Consider the following 16,238-nt stretch of genomic DNA (forward strand, 5'->3'; position numbering starts at 1 on the left):
TCATAATCCTAAAAAACAGGAGGAATCACTGATGAGACATCGCGCTTTACAAATGTATGATTATCACACATGGGCCAACAAACAAGTATTGGATCACCTCAAGCAACTTCCGCCAAACCTCTACCACCAAGAGATTAAAAGTGTTTTTCCATCGATCGCACATGTGATCGCTCATATCTATGTGGTGGATACCATCTGGTTTGCTGCCATGCAGGAGCACACTTTTCAAGATATCCGCGCAGAGGCGGACCGGCTACGCGAGACGATGCCAAAGAAGGCATTAGAGGAAGCAGAGGGAATGTTTAACCAGTTATCCGCACAGTATCAAGCTTTTTTTGAACAGCAGCACGATATGGAAAAAATCGTAACGACCGCCCATCCCCGATATGGAACAAAGCATTTTCGTCTGGCGGATTTAGTCCATCATGTCGTCAACCACGGGACTTACCATCGGGGAAATATCAGTGCGATGCTACATCAACTGGGACACAAAGGCGTTGCCACTGATTATATCCATCGATTATAAACCTTTGTGAGGACATGGAGCATTGTTAGATATGATCTCGCTCTCACGTCTGCGATGCCAAGCGAGAACGTATCCAATCACTTCCCGTGAAATCTTTTTTTATTTGGCAAAATCGGTGAACTTCATACAGACATCTCTTTTTTTATCTGTTACACTAGTACTGGATGCAGACTAGTGATAGTTTTCTAATGAAAGGAGGGAAAGAATGAAATTACGGCGGAATAGTCACCGTAAAAAGATCCAAATCCGCAAAGCAGCCGTTTTCAGCTTTGTTGGGAGCCTGGTTTTGATGGGCTTTATCACCCCTCCGATAGCCCAAGCCCCGAAAGGATATAAGCCCGATCTAACAGCAGCGGAGAAGCAGCCCAGGGATGAATCCCATCCGGAAAAGCCCCGAATCCACTTATCCCGGGTGAAGCCGCAGGAAAACAAACAAACGGCCTCAGCCGAAGAGCCAAAGGATTCCGGACATACGCTGGAGCAGGACTTACAACAAACCACCATACCAGTAAATACATCCTCCGATACACAACAAAACTGGAGCCGCCCCCAGTCGGATGAATCCCGCGAGAAAGCCGATCAAAAACAGACACCCGCTGTCACTTCCGTCCCATCCGATACCACGGAAGACTCCTCGGATCGAGATGAGGTAAGCAATACCCAAACGGAAGGCGGCTCCAACAATAACGAAGAGGAACAGCTGCAACCGGAAGAGGGAGACGACCAAAAAGAAAACCCTCCTGCTTCCGAAGATCCGGAACAAATGGATCCCGGTAACGGGGATGACGAACCGGATAAATCCGATCCCGCGGACGAAGAACAATCGCAAGATGGGGATGAATCTGATGAGGAAGAGCATGATCACGAGAAGCCAGAGCGGAAAGACACCCTGTTGGAGTGGTTGTTTCAGAAAAAGTAATCCGATCTCTCTTCTGTGATGGCGCTCATCCATAGACCCCCGTGAACCCGCAGGTTTACGGGATTTTTTTGTTGATTCCCGGTATGGTAAAAATCTATCAACGTTTGATCAATCGGCATTATGGGCAAGTTGATAGAACGGAATATCGATGGAGGAGGTCATAGCCGATGCCCCAGTCTAAAGTCTTTCGCGTGGGTTACGGCATTTTGTTGATTTTATTGATTGTCTATGTGAGTTCACTGGTGAACTTTATTTTCCGTCCTGTGATTGTTATGTTTCAAACACTATTCTTTCCCTTTTTGGTAGCGGGAGTGCTTTATTACCTATTTCGGCCGGTGGTTAATCTACTTCACCGAAAAAAAGTACCCAAAGCCGTCTCCATTTTGGTAATCTACCTTCTGTTTATCGGTTTGATCACGCTTTTGGTCTTGTTGGTCGGCCCAACGTTGCAGGAACAGATAAACAAACTGATCGACAATCTGCCGGCTTTAATCCTTGAAGCGACGGATCAGTTGGTAGCATTAGAGAGCCACCCTTGGGTGCAAGGGTATCTTGAACATTACAGCCTAGAGGAATTATCCAATCAAGTCACTCAATACGTAACCAATGAGATCACCGCTCTCATCACCAACATCGCCGGGTTTGTCGGGGCGATTGCCAGCGTGGTTATCGCCTTTCTCACGGTTCCCTTCATCCTGTTTTATATGCTGAAAGAGGGTGAAAAGGCTCCTAAAAAACTAATCCTTTTCCTGCCTGCCTCGCAGCGAGCTGAAGGGCGCAAAATTTTATCGGATATGGATACCGCTCTCAGTTCTTATATTCAAGGACAGATTATCGTCAGTGTCTGTGTCGGTGTGTTGATCTATATCGGTTACCTCATCATCGGACTAGATTACGCGCTATTATTGGCCTTTGTCGCGTTGTTCACCAATTTCATCCCATTTCTGGGACCGATCATCGGCACGATCCCGGCGATTATCGTCGCCTTTATCGATTCTCCGCTCATGGCCTTGTGGGCGATATTGATTACTCTAATCGCACAGCAGATTGAATCCAACTTGATTTCACCCCAGGTTATGGGCCGTCGCCTCGCTATCCATCCCTTAACCATTATTTCAATATTGCTGGTTGCCGGTAGCCTTGTTGGGTTCCTCGGTTTATTGTTGGCTGTTCCCACCTATGCTGTTCTCAAAGTGGTGGTAAGCCACACATACCATCTGATCCAATTGCGCAACAAACGCGGTGAGGAAACAGAGGTACTGGAATAACTTTGCACTATCAGCAAAGGTATCGATTCGTTGTAGAAGGGATTTTTCCCTCCAAATTGTAGGGCGGTCGGTATCCAACCGATGGGCATCAAGAGAAAAAGGTGAGGCAATTGGAAGGAAATATATTGGGATATCGCTATCAACTTCTGCGGAGGTTGGGCGTTGGTGGAATGTCAACCGTCTACTTAGGCATGGATCTGCAGCTAAGGCGGCAAGTAGCCATCAAAGTGATGAAAGAGTCCTTGATTCATGACGATGGTTTTGTCCGCCGGTTTGATCGGGAAGCAAAAGCAGTCGCCAGCATGTCTCATCCCCATGTGATCAATATCTACGATGTAGGAAAAGAAGGCCAGGTTCCTTATATCGTCATGGAATATATGGAAGGCTCTTCTTTGGATGAACTGATTCAATTGACCGGGGTGTTATCGGCTCAGGAAGCGGCTATTATCGCCACCCAAATCTGTGACGGGCTTTTCCACGCCCACCAACAAGGAATCTACCATCGCGATATTAAACCTCATAACATCATGTCGACGGCTGATGGCCAATTTAAAATAGGCGATTTCGGGATCTCCCGTATAAACGGGGATTCCACTCTTACGCAAACGGGATCCGTCATGGGCTCGGTCCATTATTTTTCACCGGAACATGCCCGGGGCGAGGGAATCAACCATCAGAGCGATCTCTATTCCTTGGGAGTCGTCTTGTTTGAGATGGTAACCGGACGCGTGCCTTTTGAGGGAGAAGAAGCGATCGCCATCGCGCTTAAGCACTTGCAGGAACCGATACCCGATCCACGCCAGTGGAATCCCGATTTGCCGGAAGAATTCTCTCGCATCATCCACCGGGCAATGGCCAAATCCACCGATGAGCGCTACCAGTCAGCGCAAGAGATGAAGAAGGATTTGGTGCACATCTCCAATGAGAGCACCGACACAGAAGCCCCTATTGATCCTGCACCCTCCACCGCGTCACCATCACAGGCCGCAGACGACACCGCTACCAAACAAACAACGGAAACCTCACACCCACCGCACCAGAAGGAATCGGATGTAGCGGATGCTGCCCCTTCACGAAAAAAGTGGCTGTGGTGGGGGGGAGCGACGGCTGCCTTAGTCGTTGTGCTTCTCGGTTCATTTTTTATCCTGCAATGGGGTATCGGTTTCCTGACAGCAGCAGACGAGGATCCCGCAACGGAACAAACGGTGGAAAAACCAGAGGAAAACTCAAACGAAACCCCGCAATCGGATTCCGAGCAAGCGGAAGAGGGAGACGAAGAGGAAGAACAACCGCCGACCCAGGGCCATCAATGGCGTAAAGAGATCCCCGATTCCAAACAGAACACCGACGTTTTTCGCAACTTCAAAGCCAGCGGCACAAACGGACAATATCGGGTCCATGTGGATATCCAATCGCCACCGGGACAAGTGTACTACAATGTCTATGTAACGGACCCCACCAACAGTGTCAAGGTGCTTGATAAACAACCCATCTCCCACAACGGAAACGAGGCGCAATTTTCGGCGACATCCTTTGATATCGCCATTTCCAAACTACCTCAGGGAGAAGGACTCGTCAAAATCGATCTTTACCGGGAAATATCAGCCGACCAGAAACGCAGCGGCTTTGCCAGTTATACCTTGGAACTAATCGAATAAATTACTGTAAAGAGAAAACCGGCGCCGATTACGGCACCGGTTTTCCATATTTATTTCGCCAATTCATAGATCGCTTGCGCATAAATGGCCGCTGCGCGCATAAGATCGTCAACATCGATATATTCATCTTTTTGATGAGCCCGCTCCTCATGCCCAGGGAAGAGAGGGCCAAAGCAAACCCCTGTCTTTAAGGCGCGGGCGTATGTAGCGCCACCGATTGCTAGCGGTTGGGCCGCTTGACCGGTCTGCTCTTGATAAACCCGCAGCAGTGTCGTCACCAACGGATGTTTGGGCTCCACATAATTGGGCGCTTTGTGATCCACTGCCGTCACAGCTAACCCATAAGGAGCCACCCGTTGCTCAACCCGTTGACGAATCGCCTTTTCGTCGCCGGTGATGGGATAGCGAATATTGAGTTCCGCATGTTGTCCTGCGCCTGCCTCATAACGAAATACGCCACCGTTAACTGTGAGAGCGCCTACGATTTCGTCGGATTGGGCGATTCCCAGCTTTTCCCCGAAAAAGCTGTCTACCAAGGTATCACGTATAAATGCGATATATTTTCCGCCTGCTTCGTCCAACGTAATCGTGCCGAGGAACTCCGCCAGATGATAGGCGGCATTGATGCCTCCATCCGGCTCGGAGCCGTGGTGGGCTTCTCCTTCCATCACCAGGGTGAGATAATCGTCCGCTTCTTCCGCATACCCACGAATGCCACGCTTCAGCAAATAATCCTGATACTGCTCCTTTATCGCAAACACATCGCCATCTCCACTTAAGCGGGCACCGGCAGCATCAGGGACCATGTTGGGGCGTTGGCCCGCCTCAAACCGGGATAAAACCCAATCATCGCCGGAACTTTCCACTGTGGGAGCATCTCCTGCCAGCGTAAGATCGACCAATCCCTTTTCCGCCGTAATCAGGGGAAAATCCGCATCGGGGGTGAAGCCCATCTCCGGCATCGCTTCCCGCTCAAAGTAGTAATTCATATCCCGCCATTGCGCCTCTTCATCCGTTCCCAAAATCAGACGCACCCGTTTGGATAAGGGCAATTCCAACTCCTTCACCAGTTTTAAGGCGAAAAAAGCGGCCATCGCCGGCCCTTTATCATCCTGGGCACCGCGGGCATAAAACTTTCCTTCCCGAATTTCCGGGGAAAAAGGGGGGCTCGTCCAGCCATCGCCAGTAGGAACCACATCCAAGTGGGCCAATACACCGATCATTTCCTCCCCTTGCCCATGCTCAATATGGCCCGCATAACCATCCACATTTTTGGTTTTAAATCCGGCGTCTTCCCCTCGCTCCAACATATATTGCAACGCTTCCGCAATCTTCTCACCAAAGGGAGCCCCTGGCCGAACCGTTGTCTCATCCAACACACTTTCAATCGCGCACAATTGCGTCAGATCACGGAGCAGATCCTCTCGTCGCTTCTCCATTTCCTGCTGCCAGTTGATATGCAAACGCGTTTCCTCCTTTTTACATACCGTTAACTACTCCATCACCGAGCGATCCGAGAATTTCACTATCCCATCCCACTTTATTCAAACCCGGTGGAACCCACCTCTTCCAATAAGCGCAACACATCGTGATGAACATGGCCGTTGGTAGCCAGGATGTGACGAACCCCAAGATCGTAAGGACGACCGACGGTATCTGTCACTTGGCCGCCCGCTTCCTCGATCAGGAGCGCTCCCGCCGCCAAATCCCAAGCGTTTAGCTCCAGTTCCCAAAATCCGGTCAAGCGCCCTGCTGCAATACAGGCTAAGTGTAGAGCAGCAGAACCTGCCGCCCGCACATTGCGCACTTGCGGAGCCAGCTTCAAGATGGCAGCGGTATTCACCTGCCGCACCCCGCGGGCATCGGTGGGAAAACCAGTGGCCAGCAGGCTTTCCGATAGGGTACGCTCCTCCGATACCGTAATCCGTTCCCCGTTTAGGTAGGCCCCTTTTCCTTTTTCCGCCGTAAACAGATCATCTCGTATCGGATCGTAAATAACGCCCACTGTCACTTCCTGCCGCTGTGCAAAGGCGATGGAAACACAGAAGAATGGAAAGCCGTGGACAAAGTTGGTCGTTCCGTCGATGGGATCAACAACCCAGAGTGACTCCTGCTCGCGATACTCGGCCAACGCCCGTTTGGAAGCTTCCACCCCGGCGGCCACCCCTTCTTCCCCGAGAATGGCATGATCGGGATGGTGGGAAAGAATCACTTCCCTTACCAAGGCTTCCGATTTTTTATCCACTTCCGTTACCAAATCATGGGCAGAGGATTTGATATCCACCCGTTTGGCTACATCCGCTTTTGCACGGATCAATTCCCCTGCTTTTCGAGCCGCTTCAATCGCTGTATCCAATTCCGGCAATGCGATCCCTCCACCTTTCGCTTCGAATTGATCCACCTTACTATAACACGGAAAGAAGATGCTCCCCAACTTGGGGAAGGGATTTTTGAGCCGAAGTGCTCTTCCAGTTTCAATGAAGAATAGCTGTCTAAACATCCCTTAACACATTTTGAGGATCAACTTTTGTACGCAAAACAGGAGTTAGTACCGCAACAGCGAATTGGATATCATGTGTCGCCAAAAATTTGAAAAGGAGAATGCCCATGCCCAATGTTTGGACTCACATCCTTTTCGGTCGTGCTGCCCTAGAACGGGCCGAACTTCCGCTTCCAACTGATCCGATTCCCTTCCAACTGGGCTGTCAGGGCCCTGACTTCCTTCTCTATCACAATTTTTGGCCGTGGAAACGGGAAAACCATGTCAACGAGCTGGGAGAAGCCATCCATCGACGCCACTGTGGTCCATTTCTGATCGATCTAATCGAAGCTTGTGTCGATCATCCCAGTATACGGGAGTATGTCTATGGTTTCCTCACTCATCACATCTTGGATCGGCGTTTGCATCCGTATATCGTTTACCATTCCGGAGACGGTAAATATAAACATCAAAAGCTTGAGGTGATCATCGACACGTTACTCGCAGAAGGGTTACAAGGTATCCGTACCTGGCGAACCCCGGTCTATCCCCGGATCGATGTAGGACCTACCCTCCCGCGTCAGTGGGTGGAGATCCTCCATTTTGCCGCTCGCAAACACTTTCCAAAGGAGAGCCGCGCCATCACCCCCGACACTTGGAATGCAGCCTACCGGGACATGTTAAAAGCATTGCGCCTCTTTTACGACCCTTGGAGCATCAAGTCGGTATTGACTCTGGGTTCAATCTCCCCTTTCCGCTATCGCCCCATAGACAGCGATACAGACTACCTGAACGAAAGAGAGGCGGAGTGGATACACCCCGCCCAGTCAGATGAAAAGCATCGAGAAAGTTTTTTTACATTGTGGGAGTCCGCCCTGGAGGAATGCGCCCTTCTCCTATGTCAGACGGATGCTTATTGGAAAGGGAAACTTTCTCTTGAAACCTTATCGCAAAATATCGGCAATCTCTCCTACGATACCGGTAAACCCTGTGATTCAGGGCTGAAAAACCGAGTTGCGGAACCGATCGTCTGACGAACCGCCATCTCTCGATCGAGTGGAAATAGCGTTGAACGCCTGCTCTACGTGTTCCGATTTCCGTGGGATCGAGGAGCACCGACGGTGGATCGACACGGAAGCCCGCCTGAAGCAGCGCAGCACGGCGGGTGATTCCGTTTCCACCTCCTGATTGAAAAGCCGTTCATCACGATAACAGCCACCTTGTCAACCACCTATTTCGCCGTGATCACCAGCGGCACCAAGCGCTGCCGATCCACGTCGACCAATCCCAGGTCCGTGATTTTGGCCCGTGGGATTACGGGAAGTGTTACGGCGATCAAGCGGTGAATCGGGTTTTTACCCGGCATGATCGTCTGTTGTAACCGTTCGACAAAGGTATCGATATCCGGAGCGAGGGCATGGGCTGAGCGCTCACTCATCAACCCAGCCAGGGGCAACGGTAACTCAGCAATCACCTCGCCAGCGTGCACGGCAATCATACCGCCGTTTTTCTCCCGCAGAAGATTTCCGGCGAGAGCCATATCCGCCGGATCTGTCCCCAAAACCGCCAAATGATGGCTATCATGAGCCACCGTCGTCGCGACAGCTCCCGCTACAACCCCATATCCGGCAAGTACTCCGACGAATCGGTTTTGATTGCCACCGTGGCGATGAAAGACGCCGATCCGATTTAATGGTCCTTTTCGTCCCTGGTAATCCTCCAGCATCACTTCTCCGTTTTGTACCGGCAGTGTTACCGGCATAAAGTCCGTCGGAATCCCCGGGGCATAGTCATACTCTATTACCCGGATGTCGGCGGTATCGGCAGCCGTATCCACCCGAATGGCAAAATCCTTCGGCTGAAGCTCTCCAACCCGAACCGTTTCAAAAAAGTACGCCGGTGCCTCTACCCGTGATTGTGGACGGGTCAAGCGGCTCTCCCGTACCACCGCTTTTCCATTTACCCACACATCGGTGGCTTGCAGCGACTGTAAATCGTTCACCAAGACGATATCAGCCCGATACCCGACGGCAATCGCCCCCAGATCCGATCGGTTGAGACGGCGGGCGGCGTTTAGGGTACCGTAACGGATTGCATCGATCGGCTCAATCCCCTCTTCAATCAGACGGCGGGCTACATGGTTGATATGCCCCCGTTCCAGCAGATGGTTTGCTTTTACATCATCGGAACAGAGACAGACATTGGGCAGATATCCCTTATCCTTGATCGTAGCCGCGATTGGACCCGCATTTAGAGAGAAAGAACTTTCGCGAATCTCCACAAACATACCAGCGCGGATTTTCTCCAGCGCTTCTTCCCCTGTGCGGCTTTCGTGGTCCGAGTTTACCCCTGCCATCAAGTACGCCGATAAATCGCGGCCGGAGACGGTGGGAGCATGGCCTTGCACTGATTTGCCCGATTGCTTCCACGCTGCCAAGATACCCATCATCCGTTCATCCTGCTGGATGACCCCTGGATAATTCATCACTTCCGCCAAGCCGTCGATTTCCTCCCAGGCGAGCATACGCGCAATCACCGCCGGGGTAAAATCGGCTCCTGCCGTCTCCAGACCGGGAGCCGACGGAACACAGGAAGGCAGAAAGGTTAGCACCCTGAGATCGAGCTCACGACTGGCCTCCACCATATAGCGAACCCCTTCCTCCCCCAACACATTGGCGATCTCATGGGGATCCGTCGCCACCGTTGTCGTTCCATGGGGAAGAACCGCTTCCGCATAAGCGGCAGGCGTCAACATACTGCTCTCAATATGCACATGGGTGTCAATCCAGCCCGGAATGGCAAAGGCGCCGTTACCATCGATCGTGGTGGCGGCGTCGAGGTGTGTTTCGCCAGGAGCAGTCACATGGGCGATCCGGTCTTGCTTAATGCCGATGGCGGCGGGGTACACTTCTCCCGTAAACACATTGACCATCTTCACATTTTGGATCGCCACATCCAGTTGAACATCTCCCCGTGCGGCAGATATTAAATCATCTTTCATCCAATCACGCTCCAATCAGCCACAGATAGTAGATAAGCGGGATACAGAGAATAAACAAACCTACTGGGATTTCGCGGATTTTTCCCATCACGATTTTGATGATCACATACGCCAGCACTCCAAACACAATCCCGTTGGCGATACTGAAGGTAAAGCCCGTGACGAGAACCGTCAGAAACGCGACCATTGATTCATCCGTCCGCTCAAAATCGATCCCTTTAAGGGAAGAGAGCATTGTCAATCCGATGACGATCAGCGCCGGAGCAGTCGCCTCATTGGGAATGATAAGGAAAATCGGGGTTAACAGGAGTCCGATGAGGAAGAAAAAGCCCGTCGAAATCGCCGTCAACCCGGTCCGTCCCCCAGCTTCTACCCCGCTGGCGGATTCGATGTAAGTGGTGACCGTCGTCAACCCCGCCATCGACCCTACCATGGTCGCCACGGAATCGACCATAAAAGGCTTTTTGATATCAGGCAGATCCCCGTTTTCATCCAGGAGACCCGCTTTGCCACCGACGCCCAACACCGTTCCCATCGTGGAGAAAAAATCTCCCGTAAAAAAGGTAAATACCAACGGGATAAAAGAAAGCTTTAATGCGGACAGCCAATCCACCTGAAACAGAATCGGTGCCGGGTTTGGCGGCAGCTGAAAAAGCGCCTCCGGTAGCTTCGCCAATCCCAAGGGGATCCCGATCAGAGTCGTCAAGACGATTCCATATAAGACCGCTCCTTTTACCCCACGAGCCATCAAGCCAAAAATGACCACCAAACCAAAAACGGCCAACAACACTGAAGGATTGTGAAAACTGGCCAGGGTCAAACTGTTGCCAGCCTCATTCACAACCACAATTCCTGCATTTTTTAAGCCCAAACCGGCGATAAAAATGCCGACGGCGGCCCCGATCGCCAGTTTGATGTTTTTGGGGAGCATGTTGGCGATCGCCTCCCGCACCCCAAACAACGTCAACAGGAAAAAAATCGTGCCCGAAATAAAGACCATACCCAGTGCAGTCTGCCACGTCGCTAATCCACCTGCGACGATGGTGTAGGCAAAGAAGGCATTCCCCCCCATCGCTGGTGCCAAGGCAAAGGGACGGTTTGTATAGAAGCCCATAATGATGGAAAAGAGCGCGGAAATCAGCAGTGTTGAAACCATCACCGGCCCTGCAGGCATCCCCGCATCCCCCATCAGGTTGGGCTGAACGATGATAATATAGGCCATGGTGACAAACGTAGTCAAACCGGCCAAAAACTCCGTCCGCAACGAAGTCCCGTGATGCTTTAGATTAAAACGCCTTTCCAACCAAGTGTTCATTGTCTACAATCGCTCCTCGTGTTCCTCTTGCTGTATTTTTCCCCATTCGTATTGAGGATAATGAGTATGCTAATATTTGTCGAGATAATGGATTCTATTTTTAATAGGTAAATAAAAACAGAACGCCGCAAGTTCGGCGTTCTATTTAAAACCGTTATTCAAGCACTTGTAGCACTTGATAAACCAGGTATGCCATCACAGCGGTGCCCGGTAGCGTAAAAATCCAGGCATAGAGAATCTTGCCGGCGATGCCCCAGCGGACGCCTTTTGCCCGTTCAGACAACCCCACACCAATGATGGACCCGGTAATGGTGTGGGTGGTGCTAACCGGTACCCCGATCCGGGCTACAGTGGTCAAAAGCAGCGCCGCCGCCGTCTCGGCAGCAAAGCCATGGGGCGTTTCTAAGTGATTGAGACGCATGCCCAAAGTCTTAATCACCTTCCATCCGCCGTAAGCGGTTCCCAAAGCCATCACCAAGCCGGAGGAGAGGATGACCCAGAACGGCACTTCCACCGAAGACTGGAACCCACCCGCAACCAGCGCCAGCGTAATGACCCCCATCACCTTTTGCGCATCGGCGGTTCCATGGCTAAAAGCCATAAAGCCCGCGGAAAAAATCTGCAGGGGGCGGAAGATGCGCTTCACCCTGGATTGAGGCTGATTGGCAAACCAAGCACGAATCAATTTCATCATTAGGAACGATACCAGTCCACCCAACAGCGGTGAAAGCAACATCGCTCCTAAAATCAGCATCACGCCGTTCACCTGGATCACTGCCATGCCCTTATAGGCAAATGCCGCTCCAATCAAAGCACCCATCAACCCGTGGGAAGCACTTACCGGCAATCCAAACAGCGTCATCACCGCATTCCAGAGAGTGGCGGCAATCAGTGTAGCGGCGATCACCAGCATCGTCACATTATGCGGATCGACGATCCCTTCCCCGATCATTTTTGCCACAGCGGTCGAGAAGAAAGCGCCGGCCAGATTGAGGACCGCCGCCATCGTAACCGCCTTCATCGGGGTCAAGGTCCGGGTGCCGATCACCGTAGCCACTGCATTTGCTGAGTCGTTCCATCCATTGGTAAAATCAAAGATGAGAGCAAGAACGACGACAAATATGATCAGCACGACCGGATCAAGCATATTTCAATACCACGCTTTCCAAAACGTCCGCCAAGTCTTCGGCAGTATCCGTTACGGCTTCCAACTGTTCATACAGCTCTTTCATCTTGATCAACTCAATCGGATCTGTCGGGTTTTCAAACAATGAACCCACCGATTCACGCATCAGTCGATCAGCCTGGTTCTCCAGCATATTGATTTCCACAGCTTGGTTTTGGATGGTGGTATAATCCTTTTTTTCTAGGGCGATAAAAGCTTCTTGCAAGTGTTCAGCCAATTTCTCCAGAATTTCTGCGAACTGCATCAAATACGGGGTTGTTTGTTCCACATGACAGTACACAAAGCGAGAGGCACACGCTTCCACCCCATCGAGAACATCGTCCAACTTCACCGCCAATTGCAGGATATCTTCCCGATCCAACGGTGTCACAAAGGTTTGATTTAACTCCCGCAGCAGGATATGTGTATAATCGTCCCCTTTGTTCTCCAAGTCCTTCAGTTTCTCGGCATACTCTTCCTTATGGTCTAAGGTCTCCACATTTTGTCGAAACAGCTGCATCGCTTCGACAATGTTTCCCGACGCTTCCACCAGTGTCTGGTAGAACACCGAGTCCTTTGACCGCTGAAAACCGAACAACAGCAATTCCCCCTATACCGTGGCTTTTACAAAACCAATAAGGTATCTATACGTCTTTTTCATTAATCTTATCCTATAATAATTGTTTTTTGATCAATTGCAAACCACCTTTGTAAATTCGACAAAATTAATCCGTTCCTTCTTATCCTGCGTCAAAACAGTGCTTCAATCCCTATTTTCAAAGGGATTTACCTGTTTCCGTATTTAGCGATAATCCCTGGATCACCGCATTCGGCGTATCTTTAAAATTTTACCAATCCAGAGGAAAGAGGCGGAAGACGGAGAACAGCCCCGCTCACTTTGCCTTCAACCAAAAGCTGCTGACAAAAGTCAGCAGCTTTTTTACAACTACGATCGATTTCCGCTTTATCACACATACTGCTCCCGTTGTCACTTCCCCTTCGATCCGGGCCAATTAAGCAAGCGATCATCCGCATCTTGGGGAGTACCGCGACCATCGGTGTTATTGGTCAGGATATAGAAGGAACCATCCGATGCAGGGATAATATCCCGCAGCCGCCCTTCCCCCTCCAGTTTTAATTCCGTCTGTTCCCCATCGGGGGAGAAGGATCGCATCTGTTGTCCGCGAAGCCCGGCCACCCATAACTTTTGAGCGGCATAGGCCAAGCCTGAAGGTGCCCAGGTATCGGTGCCCGAATGATAAAGAGGCGTTTCCATTCCTTCTTTTTCCTCATCGCCGACAATTTCCGGCCAACCGTAATTTTTGCCCGGCTCAATTCGGTTGATTTCATCATGGGCGGTGGGACCGTGTTCCGAGCTGTACAACTGTCCTCCCTCGTCCCAGGCTAACCCCTGTGGATTACGGTGGCCGTATGAGTAAACAAGGGAGTCGGAAATCGGATTATCCGTGGGAATGCTTCCATCCAGCTCCATCCGCAAAATCTTGCCGCCGAGATTTTCCCGATCCTGTGCAATCTCTTCGATGTTTGCATCGCCGGTCGTGATATAGAGTTTCTCATCTGGGCCGATTTTGATGCGACCGCCATTGTGAATACCTGCACCCGGGATCTTCTCAATCAACACATCCGATTCCTCCCAGGCGTCATCCGCCTCTTCCAACCGTACCACCCGGTTATAGATCTCCCCATCGCTACGATAAGTGTGATAAGCGAATACAGCGCGACTCTCCTCAAAATCCGGTGCCGGTTCCAACCCGAGGAATCCCCCTTCACCCTGATGAAGTACCTCGTGTTGCAACTTTACTCCTTTTCGTACCGGATCTTGCCCGTTTTTGGGCACTTCCACAATCGCTCCCTCCCGCTCACTCACCAACAGGGAATCATCCGTTTCCACCACCGACCAGGGAATATCCAGGCTATCTGCCACTACTTCCAAATCCGCCTCAGCCGACGGGGTTTTCTCGCCTTCTTCCGCTTCACCACTTCTGCCTCCCCCATCTGTGCTAGGGGAACAACCAACCAAGGCAAGCAGACAGACCAAGGACCACAACCCTATGCGCTTCATGGCTTCACTCCTTTTGTACAGGCTAAGGTAACACACTCGTACTCATCAGCAAAAGTTGTTTCTTAAATTGTGGCGGTCGGGAGTGGATTTCCGCCATCGCTCCATGCACTTCAAAGCACCAGTCTCGCCACGGTCACTTCGGTTCCCGGGCTCGCTTTGCGTGGCCAGAGTCATACAGAAGGAAATCCATCCCTCCCCGAAAAGTGCACTAAAAACCTGTACCCTCTCCAACAAATTTTTACGCCTATAATTTTTACAGTATAGTTTTAAACCGGTTGATTCATGCTACATGCCAGAACCCGGAAGGAGAGTGAACAAAATGGCACAATCCCGTGAAGATGAAAAGCAACATCAACAAAGAAACGCGGAGGTGGATGAAGGCGTCAACGATCAAGTTCAGTTCGCCTATGAACAAAGTGGCGAGCTGACCGACTTTCCGCCAAAAGAAAAAGAGATGAGAAAACAAGAATCGTAAGCAAAAACCCGGCGATCCTTGATCCCGGGTTTTCTCTTAAGCGTGCACATTGGCACCGATATAGGTTCCTTCGATATGCAAGTAGAGCACATTTAAATCGGCGATACGGCTGGAAAGATCGTTCATCTCCTCCAGTATTCGATCCATCTCGGCTTCTCTTTCAATTCCGTTCAATGCTTCAAAGAGATGCATATATCGCCGCTCAAACAATCGAATCCGTTCCGGGATATCGGAGCATACTTCTTGGCAACCCAGCTCAAAGCGATGGAGGTACTCACGAGATAATTCCTCATAAGCGACAAACAAGCGGGGTCGACGAACGCCTAAGCGCTCATCAAAGGGAAATGCAAAGCATGGTGTGGTCAATTCCCTTCACCTCACTTTCAATGTCACACGAAACAATTTATGAATGAGCCGTCTGTTGTTTAAACTGATCGATTTTTAACTGCACCATTTTAAAATACTGTTCGTCCACATATTCCAGCATTTGATGTAAAACGGAAAAAGCCTGTTCCTTTTGACCGGTTTCCAGCAAAACTTGGGCATAATCCATCCCATGGAAGGGAGTAAAATAGGCTGGAGACCAGTACTGCTCACAAAAACCAATCAGCTCCTCATGCCGGTTAAACTTGCGCAGACAAGCGGATATGGTCATCGCTGCTACTTCTTCCTCCCATGATGGAAGTCCTTCATCGTTGCGGTAGGTCTGAACAAAAGCAAACGCTTTCTTAAATTGGTCCATCGCCTCCGAGACGTGACTCTCCGCCAGCAGTATTTTTCCCAACTCCAAACAAGGCCACCAAGCACCCTCCATTTGGCTCCATCCCCGGAGTAAATCCTTTAGCTTCTCACGATCATCCAACCATCGAATCAAGGAGCGCAGGGCGGACTCCTGGTTCGGTTCCCGGTTTAGCCCTTCACATAATGAAGCGATTGCTTTTTCTTTTTCGGAGTGAGCCAACTGTATACGGGCTAGATATGTATAGGCAACCCCTCGCTCCGGATAACGTTGGATACACTCCTGTAGCAAGGTTGCCGCCTCAACCGTCTTCTCCTGTCTGATCAGGATCAACGCTTTTAACAACAGCGCTTCTTCCGCATGTTCACTCAGTTCCAGCAAGCGGTCGGCACCGCTGCCCGCTTCCTCCATAAAGCCGTCCTTGTATAATTGAACGACAAAAGCAAATAAGTTTTCAGCATGATCCCAGTCCGCCTCCATATTTTGCGGAATCACATGATCGCGGAATTCATCGCGATCCGTCCAAATCAGATGACCCCATTCATCGAAAAGGGGGATTCGTTCTGCTGGATTCATCTCTTTGTCCCCATTCCGTTCAAAAATTAAAAAA

General features: G+C 50.7%; 15 protein-coding genes. 6 read left to right on the forward strand and 9 right to left on the reverse strand.

Translation table 11 applies throughout. The features are described from left to right. Positions 1-31 precede the first annotated feature (31 nt). From C8J48_RS13110 to C8J48_RS13125, 4 genes are all read left to right on the forward strand, one after another. Positions 32-526, forward strand: coding sequence for a DinB family protein (locus C8J48_RS13110; RefSeq protein WP_107727479.1), 495 nt, complete (start codon positions 32-34; stop codon positions 524-526). 205 nt (positions 527-731) lie between these two features. After that, positions 732-1,445 (forward strand): hypothetical protein, encoded by a 714-nt coding sequence (locus C8J48_RS13115; RefSeq protein ID WP_107727480.1) that lies wholly within the window; start codon positions 732-734, stop codon positions 1,443-1,445. Positions 1,446-1,612: 167 nt separating this feature from the next. Continuing rightward, on the forward strand, positions 1,613-2,713 hold the full coding sequence (locus C8J48_RS13120) for an AI-2E family transporter (protein ID WP_107727481.1): 1,101 nt from the start codon (positions 1,613-1,615) through the stop codon (positions 2,711-2,713). A gap of 101 nt (positions 2,714-2,814) precedes the next feature. Then, entirely contained in the window at positions 2,815-4,371 is a 1,557-nt protein-coding gene (locus C8J48_RS13125) for a protein kinase domain-containing protein (protein WP_146160493.1), read from the forward strand. Positions 4,372-4,421: 50 nt separating this feature from the next. On the opposite strand, the gene pepV is transcribed toward C8J48_RS13125, so the two are convergent. Both pepV and C8J48_RS13135 read right to left on the reverse strand, forming a co-directional pair. After that, complete coding sequence (gene pepV, locus C8J48_RS13130) at positions 4,422-5,834, reverse strand: dipeptidase PepV (protein ID WP_107727483.1); 1,413 nt, start codon at positions 5,832-5,834, stop codon at positions 4,422-4,424. A gap of 77 nt (positions 5,835-5,911) precedes the next feature. Then, positions 5,912-6,736 (reverse strand): inositol monophosphatase family protein, encoded by an 825-nt coding sequence (locus C8J48_RS13135; protein ID WP_245891153.1) that lies wholly within the window; start codon positions 6,734-6,736, stop codon positions 5,912-5,914. A gap of 242 nt (positions 6,737-6,978) precedes the next feature. Here C8J48_RS13135 and C8J48_RS13140 point away from each other — a divergent pair, with 242 nt between their 5' ends. Next, positions 6,979-7,884, forward strand: a complete 906-nt coding sequence (locus C8J48_RS13140) for a zinc dependent phospholipase C family protein (RefSeq protein WP_107727485.1) — start codon at positions 6,979-6,981, stop codon at positions 7,882-7,884. Positions 7,885-8,081: 197 nt separating this feature from the next. Here C8J48_RS13140 and ade read toward each other — a convergent pair whose 3' ends face one another. The 5 genes from ade to C8J48_RS13165 form a co-directional block, all read right to left on the reverse strand. Continuing rightward, positions 8,082-9,851 (reverse strand): adenine deaminase, encoded by a 1,770-nt coding sequence (ade, locus tag C8J48_RS13145; protein WP_107727486.1) that lies wholly within the window; start codon positions 9,849-9,851, stop codon positions 8,082-8,084. Positions 9,852-9,855: 4 nt separating this feature from the next. Beyond that, on the reverse strand, positions 9,856-11,166 hold the full coding sequence (locus tag C8J48_RS13150) for an NCS2 family permease (RefSeq protein WP_107727487.1): 1,311 nt from the start codon (positions 11,164-11,166) through the stop codon (positions 9,856-9,858). Positions 11,167-11,320: 154 nt separating this feature from the next. Continuing rightward, positions 11,321-12,313, reverse strand: a complete 993-nt coding sequence (locus C8J48_RS13155; protein ID WP_107727488.1) for an inorganic phosphate transporter — start codon at positions 12,311-12,313, stop codon at positions 11,321-11,323. Continuing rightward, positions 12,306-12,929: a DUF47 domain-containing protein gene (locus tag C8J48_RS13160; protein WP_170105481.1), complete on the reverse strand. Its 624-nt coding sequence runs from the start codon at positions 12,927-12,929 to the stop codon at positions 12,306-12,308. The genes C8J48_RS13155 and C8J48_RS13160 overlap by 8 nt, the downstream gene beginning before the upstream one ends. Before the next feature lie 390 nt (positions 12,930-13,319). Beyond that, positions 13,320-14,414 (reverse strand): PQQ-dependent sugar dehydrogenase, encoded by a 1,095-nt coding sequence (locus C8J48_RS13165; protein ID WP_107727490.1) that lies wholly within the window; start codon positions 14,412-14,414, stop codon positions 13,320-13,322. Positions 14,415-14,733: 319 nt separating this feature from the next. On the opposite strand from C8J48_RS13165, the gene C8J48_RS18800 reads away from it, so the two are divergent. Beyond that, positions 14,734-14,889, forward strand: a complete 156-nt coding sequence (locus C8J48_RS18800) for a hypothetical protein (RefSeq protein WP_170105483.1) — start codon at positions 14,734-14,736, stop codon at positions 14,887-14,889. A 36-nt stretch (positions 14,890-14,925) separates the two neighbouring features. Here C8J48_RS18800 and C8J48_RS13170 read toward each other — a convergent pair whose 3' ends face one another. After that, entirely contained in the window at positions 14,926-15,255 is a 330-nt protein-coding gene (locus tag C8J48_RS13170; RefSeq protein ID WP_107727491.1) for a hypothetical protein, read from the reverse strand. Positions 15,256-15,292: 37 nt separating this feature from the next. Further along, the gene (locus C8J48_RS13175) at positions 15,293-16,204 is read right to left on the reverse strand and encodes a tetratricopeptide repeat protein (RefSeq protein ID WP_107727492.1); all 912 of its coding nucleotides are present in this window, start codon (positions 16,202-16,204) and stop codon (positions 15,293-15,295) included. Positions 16,205-16,238: the final 34 nt, after the last annotated feature.

It is taken from the genome of Desmospora activa DSM 45169 (assembly GCF_003046315.1).
Classification (GTDB): domain Bacteria; phylum Bacillota; class Bacilli; order Thermoactinomycetales; family DSM-45169; genus Desmospora; species Desmospora activa.